Source organism: Streptosporangiales bacterium (assembly GCA_009379955.1).
GTDB lineage: Bacteria > Actinomycetota > Actinomycetes > Streptosporangiales > WHST01 > WHST01.
In genome coordinates this window covers 14,851-40,260 of the sequence record WHST01000030.1, presented here as the reverse complement: position 1 = coordinate 40,260, position 25,410 = coordinate 14,851, and the positions used below count along the sequence as shown (strand labels likewise).

At 69.6% G+C, this 25,410-nt stretch carries 21 protein-coding genes and 1 pseudogene; 17 read left to right on the top strand and 5 right to left on the bottom strand.

The window, feature by feature from the left end; translation table 11 throughout:
• Positions 1 to 22 precede the first annotated feature (22 nt).
• Positions 23 to 1,603 (top strand): tripartite tricarboxylate transporter permease, encoded by a 1,581-nt coding sequence (locus tag GEV10_11645; GenBank protein MQA79109.1) that lies wholly within the window; start codon positions 23 to 25, stop codon positions 1,601 to 1,603.
• A gap of 35 nt (positions 1,604 to 1,638) precedes the next feature.
• Entirely contained in the window at positions 1,639 to 2,652 is a 1,014-nt protein-coding gene (locus GEV10_11640) for a hypothetical protein (protein ID MQA79108.1), read from the top strand.
• 9 nt (positions 2,653 to 2,661) lie between these two features.
• Here the strand turns inward: GEV10_11640 and kdpC are convergent, their stop codons facing one another.
• From kdpC to kdpF, 4 genes are read right to left on the bottom strand one after another with little or no spacing between them, the layout of a single operon-like run.
• Positions 2,662 to 3,255 (bottom strand): potassium-transporting ATPase subunit KdpC, encoded by a 594-nt coding sequence (gene kdpC / locus GEV10_11635; protein ID MQA79107.1) that lies wholly within the window; start codon positions 3,253 to 3,255, stop codon positions 2,662 to 2,664.
• Positions 3,252 to 5,348 carry a potassium-transporting ATPase subunit KdpB gene (gene kdpB, locus GEV10_11630; protein MQA79106.1) on the bottom strand — a complete coding sequence of 699 codons (2,097 nt, stop codon included), beginning with the start codon at positions 5,346 to 5,348 and terminating at the stop codon, positions 3,252 to 3,254. The genes kdpC and kdpB overlap by 4 nt, the downstream gene beginning before the upstream one ends.
• Positions 5,349 to 5,392: 44 nt before the next feature.
• Complete coding sequence (gene kdpA, locus GEV10_11625; protein MQA79105.1) at positions 5,393 to 7,048, bottom strand: potassium-transporting ATPase subunit KdpA; 1,656 nt, start codon at positions 7,046 to 7,048, stop codon at positions 5,393 to 5,395.
• Positions 7,048 to 7,137 carry a K(+)-transporting ATPase subunit F gene (kdpF, locus tag GEV10_11620; GenBank protein ID MQA79104.1) on the bottom strand — a complete coding sequence of 30 codons (90 nt, stop codon included), beginning with the start codon at positions 7,135 to 7,137 and terminating at the stop codon, positions 7,048 to 7,050. Before kdpF ends, kdpA begins: the two co-directional genes overlap by 1 nt.
• Before the next feature lie 342 nt (positions 7,138 to 7,479).
• On the opposite strand from kdpF, the gene GEV10_11615 reads away from it, so the two are divergent.
• The 14 genes from GEV10_11615 (at position 7,480) to GEV10_11550 (ending at position 23,080) form a co-directional block, all read left to right on the top strand.
• Positions 7,480 to 8,190: an FCD domain-containing protein gene (locus GEV10_11615; protein ID MQA79103.1), complete on the top strand. Its 711-nt coding sequence runs from the start codon at positions 7,480 to 7,482 to the stop codon at positions 8,188 to 8,190.
• A 4-nt stretch (positions 8,191 to 8,194) separates the two neighbouring features.
• Positions 8,195 to 9,736, top strand: a complete 1,542-nt coding sequence (locus tag GEV10_11610; GenBank protein MQA79102.1) for an aldehyde dehydrogenase family protein — start codon at positions 8,195 to 8,197, stop codon at positions 9,734 to 9,736.
• A gap of 196 nt (positions 9,737 to 9,932) precedes the next feature.
• The gene (locus tag GEV10_11605; protein ID MQA79101.1) at positions 9,933 to 10,577 is read left to right on the top strand and encodes a hypothetical protein; all 645 of its coding nucleotides are present in this window, start codon (positions 9,933 to 9,935) and stop codon (positions 10,575 to 10,577) included.
• A gap of 69 nt (positions 10,578 to 10,646) precedes the next feature.
• Positions 10,647 to 12,419 carry an ATP-binding cassette domain-containing protein gene (locus GEV10_11600; protein MQA79100.1) on the top strand — a complete coding sequence of 591 codons (1,773 nt, stop codon included), beginning with the start codon at positions 10,647 to 10,649 and terminating at the stop codon, positions 12,417 to 12,419.
• Entirely contained in the window at positions 12,394 to 13,218 is an 825-nt protein-coding gene (locus GEV10_11595; protein ID MQA79099.1) for a hypothetical protein, read from the top strand. Before GEV10_11600 ends, GEV10_11595 begins: the two co-directional genes overlap by 26 nt.
• Positions 13,219 to 13,256: 38 nt before the next feature.
• The gene (locus GEV10_11590) at positions 13,257 to 13,694 is read left to right on the top strand and encodes a cupin domain-containing protein (GenBank protein ID MQA79098.1); all 438 of its coding nucleotides are present in this window, start codon (positions 13,257 to 13,259) and stop codon (positions 13,692 to 13,694) included.
• Positions 13,695 to 13,755: 61 nt separating this feature from the next.
• The gene (locus tag GEV10_11585) at positions 13,756 to 14,760 is read left to right on the top strand and encodes an amidohydrolase family protein (GenBank protein MQA79097.1); all 1,005 of its coding nucleotides are present in this window, start codon (positions 13,756 to 13,758) and stop codon (positions 14,758 to 14,760) included.
• Positions 14,757 to 15,935 carry a monooxygenase gene (locus GEV10_11580; protein MQA79096.1) on the top strand — a complete coding sequence of 393 codons (1,179 nt, stop codon included), beginning with the start codon at positions 14,757 to 14,759 and terminating at the stop codon, positions 15,933 to 15,935. Before GEV10_11585 ends, GEV10_11580 begins: the two co-directional genes overlap by 4 nt.
• 223 nt (positions 15,936 to 16,158) lie before the next feature.
• Positions 16,159 to 17,511 carry an amino acid permease gene (locus GEV10_11575; GenBank protein ID MQA79095.1) on the top strand — a complete coding sequence of 451 codons (1,353 nt, stop codon included), beginning with the start codon at positions 16,159 to 16,161 and terminating at the stop codon, positions 17,509 to 17,511.
• A 45-nt stretch (positions 17,512 to 17,556) separates the two neighbouring features.
• On the top strand, positions 17,557 to 19,254 hold the full coding sequence (locus tag GEV10_11570; protein MQA79094.1) for a methylmalonyl-CoA mutase: 1,698 nt from the start codon (positions 17,557 to 17,559) through the stop codon (positions 19,252 to 19,254).
• A 64-nt stretch (positions 19,255 to 19,318) separates the two neighbouring features.
• Entirely contained in the window at positions 19,319 to 20,242 is a 924-nt protein-coding gene (locus GEV10_11565; GenBank protein ID MQA79093.1) for a tetratricopeptide repeat protein, read from the top strand.
• A gap of 103 nt (positions 20,243 to 20,345) precedes the next feature.
• On the top strand, positions 20,346 to 21,071 hold the full coding sequence (locus GEV10_11560) for an enterochelin esterase (protein MQA79092.1): 726 nt from the start codon (positions 20,346 to 20,348) through the stop codon (positions 21,069 to 21,071).
• On the top strand, positions 21,061 to 21,804 hold the full coding sequence (locus GEV10_11555; GenBank protein MQA79091.1) for an esterase: 744 nt from the start codon (positions 21,061 to 21,063) through the stop codon (positions 21,802 to 21,804). The genes GEV10_11560 and GEV10_11555 overlap by 11 nt, the downstream gene beginning before the upstream one ends.
• Before the next feature lie 10 nt (positions 21,805 to 21,814).
• The gene (locus tag GEV10_11550; protein MQA79090.1) at positions 21,815 to 23,080 is read left to right on the top strand and encodes a hypothetical protein; all 1,266 of its coding nucleotides are present in this window, start codon (positions 21,815 to 21,817) and stop codon (positions 23,078 to 23,080) included.
• 336 nt (positions 23,081 to 23,416) lie between these two features.
• Here the strand turns inward: GEV10_11550 and GEV10_11545 are convergent.
• Positions 23,417 to 23,632: pseudogene (locus tag GEV10_11545) on the bottom strand (excalibur calcium-binding protein).
• 298 nt (positions 23,633 to 23,930) lie between these two features.
• On the opposite strand from GEV10_11545, the gene GEV10_11540 reads away from it, so the two are divergent.
• The gene (locus tag GEV10_11540; protein MQA79089.1) at positions 23,931 to 25,370 is read left to right on the top strand and encodes an aldehyde dehydrogenase family protein; all 1,440 of its coding nucleotides are present in this window, start codon (positions 23,931 to 23,933) and stop codon (positions 25,368 to 25,370) included.
• Positions 25,371 to 25,410: the final 40 nt, after the last annotated feature.

Below are 25,410 nucleotides of genomic sequence, written 5' to 3'. Positions count from 1 at the left end.
GACCGAGGCACTCCAAGGTCTCATGGGCGGCTTCGCCGCCGCGCTCACCCTGACGAACCTCTTCTGGGTGATCTTCGGGGTGACCGCGGGCACTCTCATCGGTGTGCTTCCCGGGCTCGGCACGCCCGCGACGATCGCGATCCTGCTCCCCCTCTCGGTCAACCTGGATCCCGCGACCGGGCTCATCATGATGGCGGGCATCTACTACGGCTCGAAGTACGGCGGTTCCACCACCTCGATCCTGCTCAACATCCCGGGCGAGGACGCCTCGGTCGTCACCGCGATCGACGGCTATCAGATGGCCAGACAGGGGCGCGCCGGTCCGGCACTCGGCATCGCGGCGATCGGGTCGTTCATCGCCGGAACCGTCGGCCTGATCGGGTTGACTTTCCTGGCTCCGGCCGTGGCTCAGGTCGCCGTCATCTTCGGCCCGCCCGAGTACTCCGCGCTCATGGCACTCGGGCTCAGCATGGTGCTTCTCCTGGCCGGGCGCTCGAAGGTCAAGGCACTCGTCTCCGCGCTGGCCGGATTCCTCCTCTCGACCATCGGCATCGATCTCTTCTCCGGGTCGGCACGCTTCACCATGGGACAGATTCAGCTCGCCAATGGGGTCGAGTTCGTCGCACTCTGCATCGGCCTGTTCGCCATCGCCGAGGTGATGATCAACACCGAGGACAGGTCGGGCCACTCGCTCTTCAAGGTCCCCAGCAAGCTCAGGGAGCTCTTCCCGACCAGGAAGGACCTCGTGGAGTCATCGGGGGCGATCGGTCAGGGCTCGATCGTCGGGTTCTTCGTCGGCGTGTTGCCCGGAGCGGGCTCGACCGTCGCCTCGTTCGTCTGCTACACGCTCGCCAAGCGGTTGTCCCGGCACCCCGAACGCTTCGGCAAGGGAGCCATCGCCGGGGTCGCGGCGCCCGAAGCGGGGAACAACTCGGCGACCGCCGGATCGTTCGTGCCGCTCCTCACCCTCGGAATCCCCGGATCGGCGAGCACGGCCATCATGCTCGGCGCTCTGTTCATCTACGGGCTCCAGCCCGGGCCCCTGTTCTTCACCGAGAACTCCGACGTCGTATGGCCCATCATCGCCAGCATGTACATCGGCAACCTGGTGCTGGTGGTGCTGAACCTTCCCCTCGTGCCGGTCTTCGCGAGCATTCTGCGGATCCCGTACCACTACCTCTATCCAGGCATCATCGTGGTCTCGATCGTCGGCGTGTACAGCATCAACAGGTCGTTGTTCGACGTCGTGATGCTCGCCGTCTTCGGTCTGCTGGGCTACGTTATGCGTAAGGCCCATTTCCCGGCCGCGCCGATGGTGCTGGCGTTCGTACTCGGTCCACTCTTCGAACAATCCGTCCGCCGGTCACTCGTGATCTCTCAGGGGGACCCGACGATCTTCGTCACGCGCCCCTGGGCCGTCGTCTTCCTGGTGCTCACCGTGCTGCTCTTCGTCGGCCCGGCGATCTCTCGCCGGAGGAGGCCAGGAGCGGCCGACTCGGCTCCGGTGCCGACACCGGAGTCCCCCCCGGGGCCGGAGGCGCAGCCGGAGCGGAAAGAGGCCGACATCGTCGATGCCGTCGTCGAGGAGCGGAACGAGCGGTGATCGGCACAGTCAACGGGGATCCAAAGGAGGATGCCATGTCCGGCAATCGATTGGTACGCGCCCTGGCGTCGTGCGTGCTCGTGACACTCGTCGTCGCCGCCTGTGGCCTGAATACGGGTTCGTCAGGCTCGGGGAGCGGAGACGAGGACTTCGAACCCAAGAGCCCCGAGTTCCTCGTCCACACCGGACCGGGTGGCGGGAGCGACCTCTTCGTGCGCGACGTCATCGCGATGATGCGCAAGGAGAAGCTCATCTCGTCGAACTGGCCGGTTCGCAACGAGAAGGCCGGTGAGGGTTCGGGCGCGATGTCGTACCTCGTGAGCAAGAAGGGCGACACCGACACCATCTCGGCGATGACCACGACGTGGTTGACGACTCCGCTGACGATCGAGGGAGCGACCGTCACCACCAATGACCTCACGGCGGTCGCCGGCCTCATCATCGAGCCGGAGGTCATGGCCGTGAAGGCCGACTCTCCGTACGAGTCGCTGACCGACTTCGTCGAGGATGCCAAGAAGAAGCCCGGCAAGCTCGTGCAGACCGGAGGGTCGACGACCGAGGTCGGAGCGCTCAACGGCAAGGCGCTCCAGACCGAGGCGGGCACGAGCTGGAAGTTTCTCTCCTTCGAGGAGGTGGGACAGCGCCTCACGTCCCTGCTCAACGGCGACGCGGACATGATGTTCGGCAGCGCGTCGGACTTCGCCGCACAGGAGAGGGCCGGAAAGCTCAAGATCATCGGCAGCATCAGCCCGAAGACCTCGCCCATCTATCCTGATGCGCCCACCACGAAGGACGAAGGGTTCAAGACCGAGCTCGTCTCGCAGGTGCGGGGAATCATGGCCCCACCGGGCATGCCAGAGAACGCCCTCACGTACTACCAGGACACGTTCAAGAAGCTGCTGGAGACCGACTCCTGGAAGCAGTACGCGAAGAAGAACGGCGTCGTGACCCAGTTGCTCGTCGGTGAGGAGTGGGAGAAGTATCTCGCCGAGCAGAACGCCCTGGTGAAGAAGTCCCTGAAGGACTCGAACCTGCTGAAGGGCAGCTGATCTCCCGAGTCACGATGCTCGCTCCAGGGCGAGGTTGAGCTCCAGGACGTTGACGCGGGACTCGCCGAGGAAGCCGAGGATCCGGCCCTGGGTGTGCTCGTCGACGAGCGTGCGTACTTCGGCGTCGGTCATGTCCCGCGCGGTGGCGACCCGGTGGACCTGCAGGTCCGCGTACGCCGGGCTGATGTGCGGGTCGAGGCCGCTGCCCGACGCTGTGACGGCGTCCGGCGGGACGCTCTTCGGCGGCACGCCGTTGTCCTTCGCGACCTGGGCGCGCAGCTCCTTCACGGACCTGACCCGGTCGGGGTTCTCCGGGCCGAGGTTGCTCGCGGACGACGACTGGGCGTCGTAGCCGTCGTCGCCGCCGGCGGACGGCCTGCCCTGGAACCAGTCGCTCGCGGTGAACTTCTGGCCGATGAGCGACGAGCCGACGACACGGCCGTTGGCGTCGCGGACGAGCGAGCCGTTCGCCTGGTCCCGTGCGACGACCTGTCCCACGCCCCAGACGGCCGCGGGATAGGCGAGGCCGAGCACGAGGGTGAAGAGCAGGAGGATGCGCAGGCTCGCGAAGAGCTGGCGCGCGATGGCGTTCAACGAGGTCACCCGATTCCAGGGATGAGCGAGACGAGCAGGTCGATCAGCTTGATGCCGACGAACGGGGCGACGATGCCGCCGAGCCCGTACACGAGCAGGTTGCGACGGAGCAGCGAAGCCGCGTTCGACGGCCGGTAACGCACCCCGCGCAGGGCGAGCGGGATGAGCAGCACGATGACGGCCGCGTTGAAGATGACGGCCGAGACGATGGCCGACTCCGGTGTGGCGAGACGCATGACGTTGAGCGCGTCGAGCTGCGGGAAGACGCCCATGAACATCGCCGGGACGATGGCGAAGTACTTGGCGACGTCGTTCGCGATCGAGAACGTCGTCAGGGCACCACGGGTGATGAGCAGCTGCTTGCCGATCTCCACGATCTCGATGAGCTTCGTGGGGTTGGAGTCGAGGTCGACCATGTTGCCGGCCTCCTTCGCGGCGGAGGTGCCGGTGTTCATCGCGACACCGACGTCCGCCTGGGCGAGCGCCGGGGCGTCGTTGGTGCCGTCACCTGTCATCGCGACGAGGTTGCCGCCCTCCTGCTCCTTCCTGATGAGCGCCATCTTGTCCTCGGGCCTGGCCTCGGCGAGGAAGTCGTCGACGCCCGCCTCGTCGGCGATGGCCTTGGCGGTGAGCGGGTTGTCGCCGGTGATCATCACCGTCCTGATGCCCATCCTGCGCAGCTCGGCGAACCGCTCGCGCATGCCGTGCTTGACGACGTCCTTGAGGTGGACGACGCCGAGGGTGCGGCTCGCACCGTCCTCGGAGCGCTCGGCGACGACGAGCGGGGTGCCGCCGGACGAGCTGACCGCCTCGATGTCCGCGGTGATGCCGGGAGTCGGGGTGCCGTCGTTGCGGCGTACCCAGTCGAGCACCGCGCTCGCGGCGCCCTTGCGTACCTGGCGCCCGCCGTCCATGTCGACGCCGCTCATCCGCGTCTCCGCGGTGAACGGCACGAAGTGGACGTGCGGCATGACGCCCTCGTCCCTCGCCCGCAGGCCGAACACCCGCTTGGCGAGCACGACGATCGACCGACCCTCGGGAGTCTCGTCGGCGAGGCTGGCAAGCTGTGCCGCCTCGGCGAGCTCGGCCTCGTCCACCCCGGCGACCGGGCGGAACTCGGTCGCCTGGCGGTCGCCGAGGGTGACCGTGCCGGTCTTGTCGAGCAGCAGGACGCCCACGTCACCGGCCGCCTCGACGGCACGTCCGGACATCGCCAGCACGTTGCGCTGGACGAGCCGGTCCATGCCGGCGATGCCGATCGCGGAGAGCAGTGCGCCGATGGTCGTCGGGATCAGGCACACGAGCAGGGCAACCAGCACGATGACCGATTGCTTGCCGCCCGAGTACGCCGCGAACGGCTGCAGGGTGACGACCGCGAGCAGGAAGATGATCGTCAGGCTGGCGAGCAGGATGTTGAGGGCGATCTCGTTCGGCGTCTTCTGCCGTGACGCCCCCTCGACGAGCGCGATCATCCGGGACAGGAAGCTCTCGCCCGCACGCGCGGTGATCTTGACGACGATCCGGTCGGACAGCACCTGCGTGCCGCCGGTGACCGCCGACCGGTCTCCGCCGGACTCGCGGATCACCGGAGCCGACTCGCCGGTGATCGCCGACTCGTCGACGCTGGCGATGCCGTCGACGACGTCACCGTCACCGGGGATGACCTGGCCCGCCTCGACGACGACGAGGTCGTCGACGTCGAGCAGCGTGCCCGCCACGGGCTCCTCGCTGCCGTCGTCACGGAGCCTCCTGGCGACGGTCTCCTGCTGTGTCTTGCGCAGGCTGGCGGCCTGTGCGCGTCCGCGGCCCTCGGCGACGGCCTCGGCGAGGTTGGCGAAGAGGACGGTCGCCCACAGCCACGCGGTCACCGTGATCGAGAACACGGACGGGTCGATCACGGCGAAGACCGTGGTAACGGCGGACCCGACCTCGACCACGAACATGACCGGGTTGCGCATCAGGTGCCGCGGGTCGAGCTTGCGGAACGCGTCCGGCAGTGACCGGCCGAGCTGCCGCGGGTCGAACAGACCCGCGCCGACGCGGCCGCCCGTCGTCCCCTCGGGAACGGACGTGACGGGTGTGGTGGGCTCTTCCGGCGCCACGACGGTACGCGGGCTCAGTGCATCCACGCGCCCGCTTCCTGCGCTCACTGCAGTGCCTCCACGATCGGTCCGAGAGCGAGCGCCGGGAAGAAGGTCAGGCCCGCGACGATGACGACGACGCCGGTGACGAGACCGGCGAAGAGCGGTCCGTGTGTCGGCAGGGTGCCGACGCTCGCCCGCACCGGCTTCTGCTCGGCGAGGGCACCGGCCAGCCGGAGGACGAACACGATGGGCAGGAAGCGTCCGAGGAGCATCGCGAGTCCGAGCGCCAGGTCGTAGAACCAGGTGTTCACGGTCAGACCGGCGAACGCGCTTCCGTTGTTGTTCGACGCCGAGGCGAAGGCGTAGAGCACCTCGGACAGGCCGTGCGGTCCCGCGTTCGCCATCGCCTCACGGGTTTCGGGGAACGACACGGCGAGGGCCGCGCCGACGAGCAGCGCGAACGGCATCGCGAGCACGTAGAGCGCGACGAGGGTGATCTCGCGACGGCCGATCTTCTTGCCGAGGAACTCGGGCGTGCGGCCGACCATCAGGCCGGCGAGGAAGACGGCGAGCACGGCGATGATCAGCAGGCAGTAGAGACCCGATCCCACCCCGCCGGGGGACGCCTCGCCCAGCATCATGTTGACGAGCGTGACGCCGCCGGCGGCCGTGTACGAGTCGTGGAACGAGTTCACTGCGCCCGTGGACGTCCCGGTGGTGGAGGCGGCGAAGAGCGTCGAGGCCCAGACGCCGAAGCGTGTCTCCTTGCCCTCCATCGAGGCGCCGGCGAGCTGCGCGGCCGTGCCGTGGTTGGCCACCTCGGCGGCCGTCACCGCCACGACCGAGGCGAGCCAGAGAACGCCCATGACGGCGAGAATCGCGAGGCCCTGCTTGCGGTTGCCGAGCAGCGTGCCGAGCGCGCGCGGCATGACGCTAGGGATGAGGAGCAGCAGGAAGACCTCGAAGAGGCTGCTCAGCGCGTGAGGATTCTCGAAGGGATGCGCGGAGTTGGCGTTGTAGAAGCCGCCGCCGTTGGTGCCCAGCTCCTTGATCGCCTCCTGGCTGGCCACGGGGCCGCCGGGGAGCGTCTGCGTGCCGCCGCCGAGCGCGGCGACGTCCGTTCCTCCGGAGAAGTTCTGCACCACGCCGGCGACGATGAGGAGGACCGCCGCGACGAACGCGAGCGGGAGCAGGATGCGGATCGTGCCGCGGGTCAGATCGACCCAGAAGTTGCCGATCTCGCCGGTCTGCCTGCGGGTGAACCCGCGGACCAGGGCGACGACGACCGCGATGCCGACCGCGGCGGAGAGGAAGTTCTGCACCGTGAGTCCGGCCATCTGGGTGAGGTGGCCGATCGTCTCGCCGGAGTACGACTGCCAGTTGGCGTTGGTGACGAACGACACCGCGGTGTTGACGGCCTGGTGCGCGCTGATCTCGTCGGTGCCGTTCGACAGCGGCAGCAGGTGCTGGAACCGCTGGAGCAGGTAGAGGAAGACCAGCGAGACCGCAGAGAAGGAGAGCAACGAGAGGACGTACGTGCTCCACGGCTGCTCGGTGTCGGGGTTCACTCCACCGAGGCGGTACCCCACCCGCTCGACGGCGAGGTGGCGGGTGGAGGTGAAGACCCTGGCGACGTAGTCGCCGAGGGGCTTGTGGACGAGGGCGAGCGCGGCGACGAGCGCCGCGATCTGCAGGACCCCCGCGGTGGTGGTCGACATCAGAACCTTTCCGGGAACAGCAGCGCGACGAACAGGTAGACCGCCAGCGCGATGCCGAGGACGAGACCGACGACGTCGGCGACGCTCATCTGCTCCTCACCTCTCTTGTCGGGTGTCCGGTGCGTCCGGGAGGCGACGTCATCGGCGCTCCAGCCCGCGAGCGAGGATCGTCAGGACGACGAAGAACGTCACGACGATCGCGACGCAGACGACGTCGGCCACGGGGCCCTCCTCCATGGATGTGCGCGTGGATGTGCTCACGTCCGAGTGAAGTCCGCGGACCGGCGAGTGCCCAGCGCTCTTGACGCACCCCTGACGCCCGCCGGGGCCGTCTTAGCGCGTCCTTGACGGGCGGCCGCCGAGCGAGCCTCACTGATGGATACACGGAAGCGCTATTGACAGTGCAAATGCAGATTCTGTATACAAGCGTCATGAGTGCGGTCGAGCTCGTCGTCGAGCGGTTGCGGGAGGCGATCCTGTCGCACGAGATCGCGCCCGGCACCCGGCTGACCCAGACCGAGGTCGCGACCAGGTTCGGCGTCAGCCGCATCCCGGTGCGCGACGCGCTGACCGAGCTGGCCGCGGAGGGTCTCGTCGTGTTGTCGGGTCGCAGCGGAGCGGTCGTCGCCGGCCTCTCGCTCGACGACCTGCAGGAGCTGTACGAGCTGCGCGGCTCGGTCGAGCCGCTGGCGAGCCGGCTCGCGGTGCCCAACGTCGGGCGCGCGCAGATCATGCGCATGCACGAGTGTTTCCGGCGGATGGAGCAGACCGACGAGCGGCGGGTCTGGCTGGCGGCCAACGCCGAGTTCCACGCCCAGGTCTACGGGCAGTCGGGCCGACCGCGCATGATCACGCTGATCGAGACCCTGCGCAAGCAGACCGACAGGTACGTCTGGGTCCATCTCGAACGGCTCGACGCACTGGAGCACTGCCGGGTGGAGCACGGCGAGATCCTGGCGGCCGCCGAGCGGCAGGACGCCGAGGGCGTGGAGCGTGCGACGCGGAAGCATCTCGAGACCTCGCACGAGATGATCCTCCAGCAGCTGCTCGAGAAGGAGTTCGCCGCGGCCGACCCGGCGTCGGACGGCCGCGCCGTCGCCCGCCCCAAGAAGGTCGCCCGCCCCAAGAAGGCGGCCGGGTAGCACCATGTCCTCCACGAGCCCGGTCAGGTCGTACGGCGACGCGGTGCCCGCACGCGCCCGCGGGCTGATCATCGACGGCGCGGAGGTCGACGCCGCCTCCGGCGAGACCCTGCCGGTCGTCAACCCCGCCACGGGGGAGGAGGTCGCGCGGGTCGCGGCGGCCGGGCCCGGCGACGTCGACCGCGCGGTGCGGGCGGCGCTCACCGCGTTCCGTTCCGGCGCCTGGAGCGAGCTCCCGATCGCCGAACGGTCACGCGTGCTGCACCGGTTCGCCGACGCGCTGGAGGACCGGCTCGACCTGCTGTACGAGATGGAGACGCTGTACAACGGGCGCCCGGTCACCGAGACCCGTGCGCAGATCGCGCGGCTGCCCGAGTGGTACAGGTACAACGCGGCGCTGCTGATCGCCGACCGCACCGACGTCGTCCCCATGCCGGGGCCGTACCACTCCTACACGCGGCGCTTCCCCCTCGGCGTCGTCGGCATCCTCTCGTCGTTCAACCACCCGCTGATGATCGGCTCCAAGAGCGTGGCCCCGGCGCTCGCGGCGGGCAACAGCGTGGTCCTCAAGCCGTCGGAGCAGACGCCCATGACGAGCATCGCCCTCGCGGAGATCGCGGCGGGCGCGGGTCTCCCGCCGGGCGTGCTCAACGTCGTCCAGGGCGCGGGTCCGGTCGCCGGTGCGGCGCTCGCCGAGCATCCCGACGTCGCCAAGGTCACGTTCACCGGCGGCACCGAGGCCGGACGGTCCGTCGCGACGGCCGCGGCGCGCCGCTTCGCCAAGCACACGGTCGAGCTCGGCGGCAAGAGCCCGGTGCTGGTCTTCGCCGACTCCCCGGTCGCCGAGGCCGCGCGCGGCGTGGCGTTCAGCGGTTTCGTGGGCGCAGGGCAGACCTGCATCGCGGGCACGCGCGTGCTCGTCGAGCGGACCGTCCACGACGAGTTCGTGGCGGCGCTCGTCGAGCAGGCCGAGCGGATCCGCATCGGCGACCCGCGCCAGCCCGAGACCCAGCTGGGTCCGGTAATCAGCGCGCGGGCGCGCGACCGCGTCGCCGACTACGTGCGGCTGGGGATCGACGAGGGCGCCCACCTCGCGACCGGAGGCGACCGGCCGGCGGTACCCGGCTGCGAGGGCGGCTTCTTCGTCAGCCCGACCGTCTTCACCGAGGCACGCAACGACATGCGCATCGCCCGCGAGGAGATCTTCGGTCCGGTGCTCGTCGTCATCGCGGTGGACGACGAGGCCGACGCGATCGCGCAGGCCAACGACTCGCCGTACGGTCTCGGCTCGGCGATCTGGACCCGCGACGTCGCGCGGGCGCACCGGGTGGCCGACTCCCTCACCCACGGCATCGTCTGGGTCAACGACCACCACCGCCTCGACCCCGCCTCGCCGTGGGGCGGCGTCCGCGACAGCGGCGTCGGCAGGGAGGGCGGCTGGGAGTCGTTCCACGACTTCACGCACCTGCGGGCGGTGACCATCCGTACCGCGTCCGACAGCGTCGACTGGTACGGCGGCGGCAGCGGAGCACGACGTCTGAACTGACGGCGGCAGGAGAGGTGGCGGTCAACGGTGACCGAACACGATCGAGCACCCGGACGGTGTCACACCCGTCCCCGGGTCGTCACTCGTGCGAGTCACTCCGGTGGAAGGAGTGGGCGCACTCCCGGTTCCCCGTGAATCGCCAAATCGGGGGAGACCACTGAATCCGGGGGGACGAGTCTCATGATCGAGGTGTGGCATGACAGCAGCAGACGCGACGCCGACACGGCGGCGCTACCGCTACCTGGAGGACCTGAAGCTCAATACGCTCGACATCGTCGTCGCGGTGATGCTGGGCATCATCGAGGCGGTCATCGAGATCGTCGGCGCGCTCGGTTTCCTCGAGCGCACGGTCTGGCTCGGCGGCTCGGCCGGGTTCGCGTTCTACGCCCTCTACAACGGCGTCACCTGGCTGCTGTACTTCGCCGGCGCGTACCTGCGCAAGCGTGCCGGGGTCATCCTGCTCGCCGCGATCGTGACCGCGATCGTCCGCTGGTTCTTCGGCGACCCCGACGGGCCGATCCTGCTCTTCTACGGGATCTTCCCGGCCGTCGGCGCCCTCGTCGTCTTCGCGCTGCTGCGCTGGCGCGGCCGCAAGTCGCTGTTCGCCCTGTCGAGCGCGGCGGCGAGCGGTCTCAACCAGGTCGCGCTGTTCACGATCCTCGGTGGCTTCGGCCTCGCCGGTGGCGTGATGTGGGGTCTCATCTCCGTGGGTGTCGGTGCCATCGGCGGTCTCGTCTGGGGCATCGCGGCTCTCTACCTCGGCAAGGGTCTGCAGAAGGCCGGTGTGCCGACCGTCGAGGAACCTCCGACCCGGCAGGGAGAGATCTCCGAGCACGCCTGAGCCCGACCACGAAGACACGCCTTCGGCTCGGCCGTCCGCGGCCGGGCCGAAGGGGAAGGGACCCGACCGATGCCAGCTCCGGCGATCCTCGTCGAGGACTACAGCTTCTGGTACCAGTCCACGGAGGCGGACGCGACCGCCGACCTGCACGACGTCTCGTTCGCGGTGGAGCGCGGCGAGTTCGTCCTCATCCTCGGGATGAGCGGGTCGGGCAAGAGCACGCTCGCCCTCAACCTGGTCGGCATCTACCCCGACTTCTTCGGCGGGCGCAACAAGGGACGCGTCCTCGTCGACCACCAGGGCTTGGGTCTGGTCAACCGGCGGGAGTTGACGGCCGCGGAACGCTTCCAGTGCGTCAACATGCTCTTCCAGAACCCCGAGGACCAGATCGTCACCCTCACCGTCGAGGAGGAGATCGGCTTCGCGCTGGAGAACTACCTGACCCCCACGTCCGAGATCGACGCGCGGATCGACCGGTCCCTCGACCTGGTCGGGCTCAAGGGATTCAGGAGCCGTTCCACGACGAAGCTCTCGGGCGGGGAGAAGCAGCGCGTGGCGCTCGCCGCGATGCTCGCGATGCAGCCACGCGTGCTCATCCTCGACGAGCCGACCTCGAACCTCGACCCGGTCGGCACCGACGAGGTGCTCACCGCCGTCGACCGCATCAGGGAGCAGGGCGACACCACCCTGATGGTGGTCGAGCACGAGGTCGACGCCGTCTTCAGCCAGGTCGACAAGGTCCTCCTCGTCGACGGCAACACCGTGCACGGACCCGCCGAGCCGCGCGCGTTCCTCACCGAGCACGGCATCGACGTGCGCGACCGCCTGGGTCTGTGGATCCCCCAGGCGAGCGAGGTCGGGCTCGAGCTGCGCGGTGCCGGCGTGCCGCTCCCGCGCGTGCCCCTCGACGGCCGCGAGCTCGTCGAGGACGTTCGCGACCTGCTGCCCGTGGACATCCGCGAGCGCACCCCCGCACCCGCGGCGGTCACGACGACGCCGGCACCTCGCGCGGGTGCGGTCGCGCTGGAGATGCGCGACGTGCATTTCTCCTACCCGTCCAAGCCCGACGTGCTGCGCGGCATCGACCTGGAGGTGCGTCGCGGCGAGCTGCTGGCGATCGTCGGGCAGAACGGGTCGGGCAAGTCGACGCTCGCCGCGCACTTCAACGGGCTGCTGAAGCCGAGCCGCGGCGAGGTGGTCGTCGACGGGAAGCCGGCGAAGGCGTACAAGTTCGCCGACCTCGTGCGTCGCGTGGCGTACATCTTCCAGCTGCCGGACAAGCAGTTCGTCCGCAACACCGTGCGGCACGAGATGTCGCACGGGCTCGAGGCGATGAAGATGCCGAAGGCGGAGATCGACGAGCGCGTCGAACGGTTCCTGGAGAGCGTGCGGCTCCTCGAACGCGAGGACGCCAGCCCGTACATCCTCAGCCACGGCCAGAAGCGCCGCCTGTCGGTCGCCTGCATGGTCATCACCGAGCCCGACGTCATCGTCCTCGACGAGCCGACGTTCGGACAGGACTACCAGCAGGCGCAGCGGTTGATGCGGCTGCTGCGGTCGCTCGCCGACGGCGGTGCCGCCGTCACGTTCATCACCCACGACATGCGCCTCGTCGCCGAGTACGCCGACCGGTGCGTCGCGATGTGCGAGGGCGAGGCGATCTTCGAGGGCACTGCGTTCGAGCTGTTCGACCGCCCGGACGTCCTCGACCGGGCGCGGCTCAAGCGGCCCGCGGTCTACGACATCTCGCAGCAACTACTCGGCACGCCGTTGCTCGACGTCGCGCCGCTGCTGGCAACGGTGAAGGAGGCTGTCGGTGACCGATCTCGAACTGTCCTATAGGCACGCCGACTCGGTGTTCCACCGGATGGACCCGGTGTCGAAGACCCTGTTCGTCCTCGGGGTGTCGTTCGTGGCCATCTTCAACTCGAGCCTCTACGTCGGCCTCACGCTGGCACTGTTCAGCCTGTTCTGCGCGGCGTTCCTCACCGGAGTCTCGCTGCGCACGTACTGGATCTTCGGCCGTGTACTGCTGCCGTTCATCCTGATCCTGACGCTCGTCTTCCCGTTCTTCCATGCGGGTCAGGTGAGCGCCGGATCGGCCGAGATCGCGATCCACACGCCGATCAAGGACCTGACGTGGGGAGCGCTCGGGTTCGGGGCGCTGCTCGCGCTGCGGTTCGTCGCCATCGGGCTGTCCGGGCTGATCTTCGCGTTCACCACGCACCCCACCGACCTCGTGCAGAGCTTCTCCAGGCGCGGGCTCAACTACCGGTTCGTGCACGCACCGGTGCTCGGGCTCGTGCTCTTCCCCGCGTTCCTCCAGCTGGGCAAGGACATCTCCACGACCCAACGCATTCGCGACCTCGGGCACGACGTCAACTTCGTGGTGCGCCGTTATCGACGGATGAAGCACCTGGCGTTCGCCATGATCGTGCTCGGCCTGCGCAACGGCCAGACCCAGGCGATGGCGCTCGACATCCGCGGCTACGGCGCCCACAAGACGCGCACGTACATGCGGCCCATGCCGTCGAGCACCGGCGGCAGGATCTTCGCCTGGACGTTCTTCGCGATCTCGCTCGCGTACCTCGCACTGCAGCTCACCAGCCTCTCCGGCGCCATGCCGTGGGACCTGGGCTGACGGATGTCACCCGCACTCGAAGGAAGGGAAACCGAACCATGGCGGAACCCCGGGTCAGGATCGTGTCCGCGGGGGAGCGTTCGACGGACACCCCGCAGACCCCAGGGCTGCTGCGCGAGGTCGCGTTCGACGGACGCAACCCCGACGCGCGCAAACTGAGCGGCTTCCTCAGCACGGTCGACCCCGGTGCCGCGACGGGCGCGCACCACCACGGCGACCAGGAGACGATCCTGTACGTGCTCTCCGGCACCGCACGGTACCGCTGGGGTCCCCGGCTCGAGCACGTCGTCGAGGCCGGACCGGGGGACTTCGTCCTCATCCCCGCGGAGATCGTCCACCAGGAGATCAACGCGTCGACCGAGGAGGCGACGGTCTGGGTCGTCGTCAGGTCCGACCCGAACCCGATCGTCGTCAACCTGCCCGAGCTCGACCACCTCGCCGAGCAGCCGGTCACCGGCGCGGCGCCCGCCGAGTGACGGCGGGGAGCCGCATGACGGCGAGGGACGAGAACACCGCCACAGGACTCCGGAGGGTTTCATGAACGCGCAGGTCGTCGACGTCCACAACCACTTCATCCCGCCGGAGCTCGTCGCCGACGCACGCAAGGGTCCCGTGCTCGACGGCATCACGGTCGACCTCGCGGACGGCATGGAGTGGGTGGTCCACCCGCAGGGCTTCCGCTACCCGCTGACGCCCGGCTTCTACGACCTCGAGTCGCGGCTGGACGAGATGGACGCGCTCGGCACCGACATCCAGGTGGTCTCCATCGCGCCGCCGATGTTCGTCTACTGGGCCGACGCGTCGATCGCGGTCGACTTCGCGCGGATGGCGAACGACTCCCTGGCACGGCTCGCCCGCGAGTCGGACGGGCGCATCGTGCCGGTCGCGACGCTGCCGATGCAGGACCCGGACGCGGCGGTGACCGAGCTGGTCAGGGCGGTCGAGACGCTCGGCATGCGCGGAGCCCAGATCGCCCCGGTCATCGAGCGCACGCCTCTCGACGACGCCGCGGTCGTGCCGGTGCTCGAGACGGCGCAGCGGCTCGGCGTGCCGCTCATCCTGCATCCGACGTACGTCGGGGCGAAGCCCGGCCTCGAGGACTTCTACCTGACGAACCTCATCGGCAACCCGCTCGACACGTGCGTGTCCGCGGCCAGGCTGATCTTCAGCGGCGTGCTCGACCGGCTGGACGGGCTCGACCTCGTGCTCATGCACGGCGGCGGGTTCCTGCCGTACCAGATCGGCCGGCTCGACCACGGCTACCGGGTGCGGCCGGAGTCGAAGGGCTGCGCGAAGGAGCCGTCCAGCTACCTCACCAGGTTCACGTTCGACACCGTCACGCACGACCCGCGCGCGCTCGACTTCCTCGTCGGTCTCGTCGGCGCGCGGCACGTCGCGTACGGCACGGACTACCCGTTCGACATGGCGGGCGGCTCGCTGCCCAGCCAGCTCGGCGGCATCGACCTGCCCACGGCCGAGCACGCGGCGGTCGCCGGCGGCAACGCGGCCCGGCTGTTCGGGATCGGCGGCGAGGGGAGCTGAGCCCGCGGGTAGGGGTCGTCGGGGGCTCGCTCGGCGGGCTGAGCGTCGCGCTGCTGCTGCGCGACGCCGGCTGCGACGTCCACGTGTACGAGCGGTCGCGGGCCAAGCTGAGCAGCCGCGGTGCCGGCATCGTGCTGCACGAGATGACGGTCAGGTACCTCGTCGAGCACGACCTGCTCGACCTCGACGACGTCAGCGTGCCCGCACGGTGGTGGCGCTACGTCGACGCGAGCGGCGAGGTCGTGCACCGCGAGCCGTGCCGGCACCGCTTCACGTCGTGGAACACGCTGTACCGGGCGATGCTCGACCACCTCGACGACACGCGGTACCACCTGGGACGCGGGGTCGCCGGCTTCGAGCAACGCGCCGACCGCGTCGAGGTCGCATTCGAGGACGGCGGTGCCGACACCGTCGACCTGCTGGTGTGCGCCGACGGCGCCGCGTCGGCGTCACGGGAGCACCTGCAGCCGGCCGTCGCGGCGCGGTACGCCGGCTACACCGGCTGGCGTGGCACGGCGGAGGAGTCCGCGCTCCGTGACGACACGCTGGCCGAGCTCGCCGACACCATCACGTACCACGTGACGAAGGACGGCCACCTCCTCACGTACCCGATCCCGGGTCTCGACGGGGAGCGCGAGCCGGGCCGGCGGCTGATGAACTTCGTCTGGTACCGCAACGCGACCGCGGGCGGCGACTTCGACGCGCTGATGACGGACCGGCAGGGCACCTACCGGCCGCTGTCGGTGCCGCCTGGCATGCTCCGCGAGGAGTACGTGAGCGAGCTGCGCGAGGCGGCCGACGAGCTGCCGCCCGTGTTCGCCGACGTGGTGCGCACGACCGCCGAGCCGTTCGTCCAGGGCATCTTCGACGTGGCTGTCGAGCGGATGGCGTTCGGCCGGGTCTGTCTGGTGGGCGATGCGGCATTCTGCGCGCGGCCGCACGCCGCCGCGGGCACGGCGAAGGCCGCCGCGGACGCCTGGGCCCTCGCGGACGCGCTGCGCGAGCATGCCGGCGACGTGCCGTCCGCGCTGCGTGGCTGGGAGCCCGCGCAGCTCGACCTCGGCCGCCGCCTCGTCGAGCGCACGCGGGAGATGGGGGAGCGCAGCCAGTTCCTCCACACCTGGCATCCGGGCGACCCGTCACTCGCCTTCGGCCTGCACGGCCCCGGCGACTGACCCCTCACCGTGTGGGGGCACGGTGAGGGTGCCGTTCACGGGTTTCAGCGCAGGCTTCTCGGTCACTCCGTGCGCGTCGGGGTCGACGTCCTTGACTCGGCACCCGGGGTACATCACAGTTTCCCCGACCGATCACTGCGATCTCGGGGAGCGTGGGATGGCGACGACGACACCACCACCGGCGGCAACGGCGCCTCCGGAGCGTACGGAGCTCAAGCGCGTCATGGGGCCGGGACTGCTGCTGCTGTTCGTGGTCGGCGACATCCTGGGCACCGGCGTGTACGCCCTGACCGGCAAGGTCGCCGCCGAGGTCGGCGGCGCCGTGTGGCTGCCGTTCCTGCTCGCCTTCGTCGTCGCCCTGCTCACCGCGTTCAGCTACCTGGAGCTGGTGACGAAGTACCCACGCGCCGCCGGCGCCGCGCTCTACACGCACAAGGCGTTCGGTATCCACATCGTGACGTTCATGGTCGCGTTCGCCGTCATGTGCTCGGGTCTGACGTCGGCGTCGAGCGCGTCGAAGGCGTTCGCGGGCAACTTCGCCGCCGCTCTCGGCCTGACGGTCGAGGAGGGCATGGGCCTGGTCTTCCTGTCGCTCGCGTTCATCACGATCATCGCGATCGTCAACCTGCGTGGCGTGGGCGAGAGCGTCTGGGCCAACGTCGTCCTGACCTGCATCGAGCTGTCCGGCCTGCTCATCATCATCGCCATCGGCGCGTGGGCGATCACCAACGGCGACGGCGACACCTCACGGCTCACCGAGTTCAACGTCCCCGAGGGGGAGTCGCCGTTCTTCGCGGTGACATCGGCGACCGCGCTCGCGTTCTTCGCGATGGTCGGGTTCGAGGACTCCGTCAACATGGCCGAGGAGACGAAGGACCCGGTCAAGATCTTCCCGAAGATCATGTTCATCGGACTGTGCGTCACCGGCCTGATCTACGTGCTGGTGTCGATCTCGGCGATCTCCCTGGTGTCCGTGGCAGACCTCAGCGAGGGCGACACCCCGTTGCTGAAGGTGGTCGAGGCGGGCGCGCCCGGCTTCCCGCTGGGGCTCTTCGCGTGGGTGACGATGTTCGCCGTCGCCAACTCGGCGTTGATCAACATGCTGATGGCGAGCAGGCTCGTCTACGGCATGTCGCGCGAACGCGTCCTGCCGCAGCCGCTCGGCCGGGTGCTGCCGTCTCGCCGCACCCCGTGGGTCGCGATCGTGTTCACGACGCTGCTGGCCGTCATCCTGATCAGCTTCGCCGACCTCACCGCCCTGGGCGGCACGACGTCGCTGCTGCTGCTCTGCGTCTTCACCGTGGTCAACATCGCGGTGCTCGTGCTGCGCAGGAGCCCGGTCGAGCACAAGCACTTCAAGGCGCCGACCGCCATCCCGATCATCGGTGCCGTGCTCTGCGCCTACCTGGTGAGCCCGCTGTCCGGCCGCGCCACGGCCGACTACGCGATCGCGGGCATCCTCATGGTCGTGGGCCTGGTCCTGTGGCTGATCACGTTCCTGCTGAACAAGTTCGTCTTCCACACCGAGGCGCGGTTCAACCCGGAGAACCTCGACAACGACGACGACTTCGTCTGAGCGGAGGGGTCGCCAGAATTTAGTTGGACGTCCTACAATCGGGGTATGGACGCACACGAGATCGAGGCGGGGCGCGAGCGCTGGCGCAAGCGGTATGCCGCTCGACCCCCTCGTGACCAGGACTTCGGCACCCTGTCCGGCGTCGAGGTCGACCCCGTCTACGGGCCGCCGGAGGGCGCCGACGCCCCCGGCTTCGAGCGGGTCGGCTGGCCGGGGGAGTTCCCGTTCACCCGCGGCCTCTACGCGTCCGGCTACCGGGGCAGGCCGTGGACGATCAGGCAGTTCGCCGGCTTCGGCAACGCGCACCAGACCAACGAGCGCTACAAGATGATCCTGCGCTCGGGCGGCGGCGGGCTGTCCGTCGCGTTCGACATGCCCACCCTGATGGGCCGCGACTCCGACGACCCGCGCTCGCTCGGCGAGGTCGGCCACTGCGGTGTGGCGATCGACTCCGCGGCCGACATGGACATCCTTTTCGACGGCATCCCGCTCGGCGACGTCACGACGTCGATGACCATCAGTGGCCCTGCCGTGCCGATCTTCTGCATGTACGTCGTCGCGGCCGAGCGGCAGGGGGCCGACGTCCACGCGCTCGACGGCACGCTGCAGACCGACATCTTCAAGGAGTACATCGCGCAGAAGGAGTGGCTCTTCCCGCCCGAGCCGCACCTGCGCCTCATCGGCGACCTGATGGAGTACTGCGGCACCGAGATCCCGCGCTACAAGCCGCTCTCGGTGTCGGGCTACCACATCCGCGAGGCCGGCTCGACCGCCGCGCAGGAGCTCGCGTTCACCCTGGCCGACGGCTTCGGCTACGTCGAGCTCGGCCTGTCGCGCGGGCTCGACATCGAGCGGTTCGCCCCCGGCCTGTCGTTCTTCTTCGACAGCCACCTCGACTTCTTCGAGGAGATCGCGAAGTTCCGCGCCGCCCGCAGGATCTGGGCGCGCTGGATGCGCGACGTCTACGGCGCCACCACCGAGCGCGCGCAGTGGCTGCGGTTCCACACCCAGACCGCGGGGGTGTCGCTCACGGCGCAGCAGCCGTACAACAACGTGGTCAGGACCGCCGTCGAGGCGCTGGCCGCGGTGCTCGGCGGCACCAACTCGCTGCACACCAACGCCCTCGACGAGACACTCGCGCTGCCCACCGAACAGGCCGCCGAGATCGCGCTGCGCACCCAGCAGGTCATCCAGGAGGAGACCGAGGTCACCAACGTCGTCGACCCGCTCGGCGGCTCCTGGTACGTCGAGGCGCTCACCGACGAGATGGAGCGGCAGGCCGAGGCGATCTTCACCAGGATCAAGGAGATGGGCGCGTCCAACCGCGAGGTCGCGGCGAACGTGGGGGAGATGACGGCCGGCATCCTGCGCGGCATCGAGGACGGCTGGTTCATGAGCGAGATCGCCGACTCGGCGTTCGAGTACCAGCAGAAGCTCGAGAAGGGCGACAAGCGGATCGTCGGGGTCAACTGCCACCCCGACTCGATCACGCCGCCGCTGGAGGTCCTCAGGATCAGCCACGAGGTCGAGGTCGACCAGAACCGCGCCCTGGCGAAGCGGCGCGCCGAGCGCGACGACGACGCGGCCCGCGCGGCGGTCGCACGCATGGTCGAGGTCGCGCGCGGCGACGGGAACGTGATCCCGGCGATGCTCGAGGCCGCCCGCGCCGAGGCCACCCTCGGTGAGATCTGCGGCGCGCTCAAGATCGAGTGGGGCGAGTACCGTGAGCAGGCCAGGTTCTAGGGCACTTGGGCGTCCGACGGGTGGTCCGTTGGCCGCTCGGACGTCCACGCGGCAGGATAGGGGTATGAGCTCGCAGAACTTCTCGACCGCCGGCGCCGTCGACCTGTCCGCGCTGGCCAACCGTTCCCAGGCGCCCGCCCCGCCGGCCGGCGGGGCGCCCACCTCGGCGCTCGTGATCGACGTCTCCGAGGAGGCGTTCGAGACCGACGTGCTGCAGCGCTCCATGTCCGTGCCGGTCGTCATCGACTTCTGGGCCGAGTGGTGCCAGCCGTGCAAGTCACTCAGCCCCATCCTGGAGCAGCTCACCGCGGAGTACGCGGGACGCTTCGTGCTGGCCAAGGTCGACATCGAGGCCAACCAGCAGCTCGCCCAGGCCGCCCAGGTGCAGAGCATCCCGATGGTCGTGGGCGTGCTGAAGGGCCAGGTCGTGCCGCTGTTCATGGGTGGGCTGCCCGAGGACGAGGTGCGGCGTTACCTCGACGAGCTGCTCAAGGTAGCCGCCGCCAACGGCGTGACCGGCACGGTCACGCCCGACGACGGGCCTGCCGAGGAGGAGGTGGCCCCCGAGCCCGCCGTCGACCCGCGCTTCGCGGCGGCCGACGAGGCGCTGGGGCGCGGCGACGTCGACGCCGCGGTGGCCGCGTACGAGAAGGTGCTCGCCACCGAGCCAGCCGACGAGACCGCCACGATCGGCCTGGCCAGGGCGAAGCTGCTCGGCCGCACCAAAGACCTCGACGTCGCGCAGGTGCGCGCCGCCGCGGCGGCCGACCCGACCGACGTCTCGGCCCAGCTCCGCGCCGCCGACGTCGACGTGTACGCGGGCAACGTCGACGACGCGTTCAACCGGCTCGTGGCGACCGTGAAGAAGGTCTCCGGCGACGAGCGCGACACCGTGCGCCAGCACCTGCTCGACCTCTTCGCGGCGGTCGGCCCGAAGGACCCGCGGGTGGCCAACGCCAGGCGCGCCCTGGCCAACGCGTTGTTCTGATCGCGCTCCGTCGCGCGCGGCGACGCGAGACCTTGCGTGGCGGTAGGTTGCGCGCGTGGGCTTCCCCCAGCATCGCTCGCCACCGTGGGCGGACGCGCCGTGGATCGACGGCAGTGTCCGCGAGGTGCGCGTGCCCGTCCGCGGGCTCGGGTCGGCCGTGTCCGCGCGCGTCTGGTCGCCGGCCGACGCGTCCGACGACGAACCGCTACCGCTCCTGCTCGCCCACGACGGACCCGAGTACGACGAGCGGGCCGATCTCACCGCGTACGCGGCTGCGATGGTCGCGGCGGGCCGGCTCCCGCGACACCGGATCGCGCTCCTCGCCCCCGGTGACCGCAACGCGTGGTACTCGGCGAACACGGCGTATGCCGCCGGCCTATGCCTCGCCGTGGTCCCCGCCCTGTCGGCCGAGTTCGCGGTGCGCGGCCGGCCCGCGGGCATGGGCGCGAGCCTCGGCGCGCTCGCGATGCTGCACGCGCAGCGTCGTTACCCCGGGACGTTCGGCGGCCTGTTCCTGCAGTCGGGCAGCTACTTCGTGCCCGTCTACGACCACATGGAGGCGGGCTTCGACCGGTTCGGGCGCATCGTGCGGTGGGTGTCCGCGACCCGGCGGGCGACGCACGCGGCGGAGACGGTGCCCGTCGTACTGACCTGCGGCACGTTCGAGGAGAACCTGCGCAACAACCGGCTGATGGGCAGGGCGCTCACCCGCCAGCGGTATCCCGTCCGGCTCGTCGAGGCGGCGGGCGTCCACGATTGGAGCTCCTGGCGGAGCTGCTTCGACCCGTACCTCACCGACCTGCTCGCCGAGGCCTGGCGTGCGGCGTGACCAGGTCGTGCTGCCGGCGCCCGCGGTCGGCGGCTCGGGCACGGTCGTGGTCCACGGGCACTGGGGGCGTCCGGTCCTCGTGTTCCCCTCCGAGCAGGGCAGCGCGTCCGACTTCGAGGACAACGGCATGGTCGCCGCCGTCGCCGACCTCGTCGACGGCGGCAAGGTGAAGCTCTACTGCGTCGACAGCCACGACGCCGCGACCTGGTCCGACCGCTCCCAGCCGCTGGAGGAACGCGCGCGCCGGCACGCGGCGTACGAGTCCTGGATCCTCGACCAGGTGGTGCCGTTCGTCCACGACGACTGCGGCGGACCGCGGGAGATCGCGACCCTCGGCTGCAGCCTCGGGGCGTACCACGCCCTGAACTTCGCTCTCAGGCGTGCCGACGTCTTCCCGCTCGCGCTGTGTCTCTCCGGCAGCTACGATCCGGCGGCCTGGCACGGATGGGGCCAGCGCGGCGACCAGGCGTACTTCCACAACCCGGTCGACTACGTGCCGCACCTCGGCGGTGACCACCTCGACTGGCTGCGCTCGCACGTCTCCGTCCTCCTCGTCTGCGGTCGCGGCCGGTGGGAGGACACGACCGGGTCGCTGCCGGGCACGCTGACCATGGCCGCGGCGCTGCGGGAGCAGGGGCTCCGCTGCGAGCTCGACCTCTGGGGCGAGGAGTGGCCGCACGACTGGCCGTCGTGGCGGGCCCAGCTCGCCGCGCATCTGCCGAGGTTCTGCTGAGGAGGGTCACATGGCGACAGCGGCGACATCGCATCTGCTCGGGATGCTGCTCGGCACCGAGGAGGACTGGCCGCGGGCGCTGGAGGCCCTGACCGCGCGACTCGGCACCGTCACCGCGCCGGACGGCAGCCGGCACGACGTACGCACAGAACGCATCACGATCGAGCCGTTCGACCTGCGGTCGAAGCCGCGCTACGACCTCGTCATCGACCGGCTCGCCTACTGGTACTACGTCCCCCGCGAGTGGCTGAAGAAGGTCGCGCTGATGGACGACGTGTACCTGCTCAACAGCCCGTTCACGTTCCAGTCGATGGAGAAGCACTCGGCGTACTGTGCGCTGATCCGGCTCGGGTTCAAGGTCCCGAAGACGGTGCTCGTGCCGTACAAGAACCCCGTCGACAACGTCCGCTGGGCGTACACCGCCGCGAAGTACAACCAGTCGTTCGACCTCGCCGAGATCGCGGGCGACGTCGGCTACCCGCTCTTCATGAAGCCGTTCGACGGCGGCGGCTGGCGTGGTGTGTCGCGCATCCGCGACGAGCGCGAGCTGCACGCCGCGTACGACGACTCCGGCCAGATGCTGATGCACCTGCAGGAGTCGGTCGAGGGGTACGACGTGTTCTGCCGCGCACTGTCGATCGGCGCCGAGACGATGGTGATGAAGTTCCGTCCCGAGCTGCCGATGCACGAGCGCTACGCGGTCGAACACGACTTCCTCGACGAGGACCTCGGCTTCGAGGCCGTGACCGTGAGCCGGCTCGTCAACTCGTTGTTCCGCTGGGAGTTCAACTCCGCGGAGATGCTCGTCAAGGGCTCCGAGGTCTACCCGATCGACTACGCCAACGCGTGCCCAGACGTCGCGGTCACGAGCCTGCACTACTACTTCCCGTGGGCGATGAAGGCGTTGCTGCGCTGGTCGGTCTTCTGCCTCGCCACCGGACGCGAGTGCCGGTCGGTGAGCATGGACATGGCGTCGTACGTCGCCGTCGGCGACGACCCCGACCTCTCGTACGAGGAGAAGCTGCGGGCGTACCGCAGGCTCGCCGACGCGTACTTCGACACCGAGCGCTATACGGAGTTCTGCGCGTCCGCACTCGCTCACGTCGACGAGCTGGTGCTGGAGTGGGTCACCGGTGCCGACTTCGACCGGCTGCTGGTCGACACCGTGCGCGCCACGTATCCCGCGCACGAGCACGAGCGCTTCCTCGCCCACTTCCGCGGCCTCGTCGACCTCTGGGTGACAGACGAGAACCGCGCGCTGGGCGCTGACCGTTGAGGCGAGTTGTCAGTGGCAGGCGTCGTTATAGCCACGCCTGGCACTGAATCGTCATTAGGCTCGCCGCCCGCACCGGTTGATCACGTGCACGTGATCAACGTGGACTTCACCTCGTGCCGGGACGAGGTGAAGTCCATGTCGGTGAGGTGAAGCTCCGCCGATGACCCTCGGAGCGCACCCGTGAACGGCACCCTCACCATGCCCCGGCACGGTGAGGGTGCCGTTCACGTGTTGCGGCCGCGAGGTGACCGGCACCACGACCGAGTCCACCCTTGTCACCCGCCCGGGGTCGCCGCACCAGCGGCGATGGACGACTGACAACTCGGCCCGCGCCGGCTATCCGGTGACGGGGTGGGCGGTGGTGACCGGCGTGGGCGTCGGCGCGCCTCCGTCGTCATCGTCGTCGCCGTTGTCATCGTCATCGCCGCCGGAGGGCAGCGTCTCGCAGGCGACTCCGTCGTTGTCCCGGTCCAGGTCGTTCGGGTCGCTGGTGTCCTCGTTGTAGACGGCCTGCGCCTCCTCCTGGGTGTCGAAGTCGTCGCAGTTGAGGTCGGCTGCCGCCTTGTTCGGCTGGTCGGTGGACGTCGCGGTCGCGGATGTCCGGGTGGCTGGCTTGTCGTCGGCGGCCGCGGCGCTGGCGAAGCCGACGAGGGCGAGGGCCGCGGTCACCACGGCGAGGGACACAGTGGGCAGGTACTTCCTCATGAAGACCTGTTTCCCTTCTTTGTCTGGATTGCGTGGAAGCGACCGGTCGCCGGGTATGGCTGGTTAACGTGCAATGCCCGGATAGGTGACGGCCGCGGAGGGGGTGCGATTGAATGCGTGGAGGATTCGATCGAGGAGGTCTGGGTTGGCCGGCACAGTGGGGACGTTGCAGAACTTCGTCGGCGGGCGGTACGTCGACGCGACCGAGGGTCGGCTCGCCGACATCGTCGACCCGAGCACCGGTGAGGTGTTCACGCGGGCGCAGGTGTCGGGCGAGGCCGATGTCGACCGGGCGTTCCGCGCCGCGGCGGACGCGTTCGAGGGCTGGCGCGACACCACGCCCGCCGAGCGGAGCCTCGCGCTGTTCCGCATCGCCGATGCCGTCGAGGCGCGGGCCGACGAGCTCGCCGCGTTCGAGAGCCAGAACACGGGTAAGCCGCTCGCGCCGACGCGTACCGAGGAGATCTGGCAGGTGACCGACGCGCTGCGCTTCTTCGCGAGCGCGGCGCGGATCCTCGAGGGCAGGGCGAGCGCGGAGTACCTCGCTGACCACACGTCATGGATCCGGCGCGAGCCGATCGGCGTCGTCGGACAGGTGACGCCGTGGAACTACCCCATGGCGATGGCGACGTGGAAGTTCGCGCCGGGGATCGCGGCGGGCAACACGACGGTGCTCAAACCGTCTGATACGACGCCGGTGACCACGCTGCTGCTCGCCGAGATCGCGGCGGAGTTCCTGCCGCCCGGCGTGCTCAACGTCGTCACCGGCGACCGCGACACCGGTCGCGCCCTCGTCGACCACCCGATCCCGCAGCTCATCTCCGTCACCGGCAGCGTCCGCGCCGGCATGGAGGTCGCCAGGGCCGCGTCCGGCGACCTCAAGCGCCTGCACCTCGAGCTCGGCGGCAAGGCGCCGGTGATCGTGTACGACGACGCCGACATCGAGAAGACCGCGAAGGGCATCGCCGAGGCCGCGTACTTCAATGCCGGCCAGGACTGCACCGCGGCGACCCGGGTCCTGGTCGCCCCGGCGGTCCACGACGACTTCGTCGCCGCGATCACCGACGCCGCGCGCGGCACCACCGTCGGCGGCATCGACGTCGCCGACGCCGACTTCGGTCCGCTCAACAACCCCGACCAGCTCGCGCGGGTCAAGGGCTTCCTCGACCGCGTCCCCGGCCACGCCGAGGTCACGACCGGTGGCACGCAGGTGGGGGAGCGCGGCTACCTCTTCGCGCCCACCGTGGTCGCCGACCTGCGGCAGGACGACGAGATGGTGCAGGACGAGATCTTCGGTCCCGTCGTCACCGTGCAGCGCTTCGGCGACGAGGACGAGGCGATCGCGTGGGCCAACGGCGTCCGCTACGGCCTTGCGTCGAGCGTCTGGACGAGGGACCACAAGCGCGCTCTGCGCGCGGCGAAGCGGCTCGACTTCGGCTGCGTCTGGATCAACACACACATCCCGATCGTCGGCGAGATGCCGCACGGCGGCTTCAAGCACTCCGGCTACGGCAAGGACCTCTCGATGTACTCCTTCGAGGAGTACACCAGGGTCAAGCACGTGATGAGCTACCTCGGCGACTGACGCCGTTGACAGAGGGAAGGCGCACTCCTTAACGTGTCCG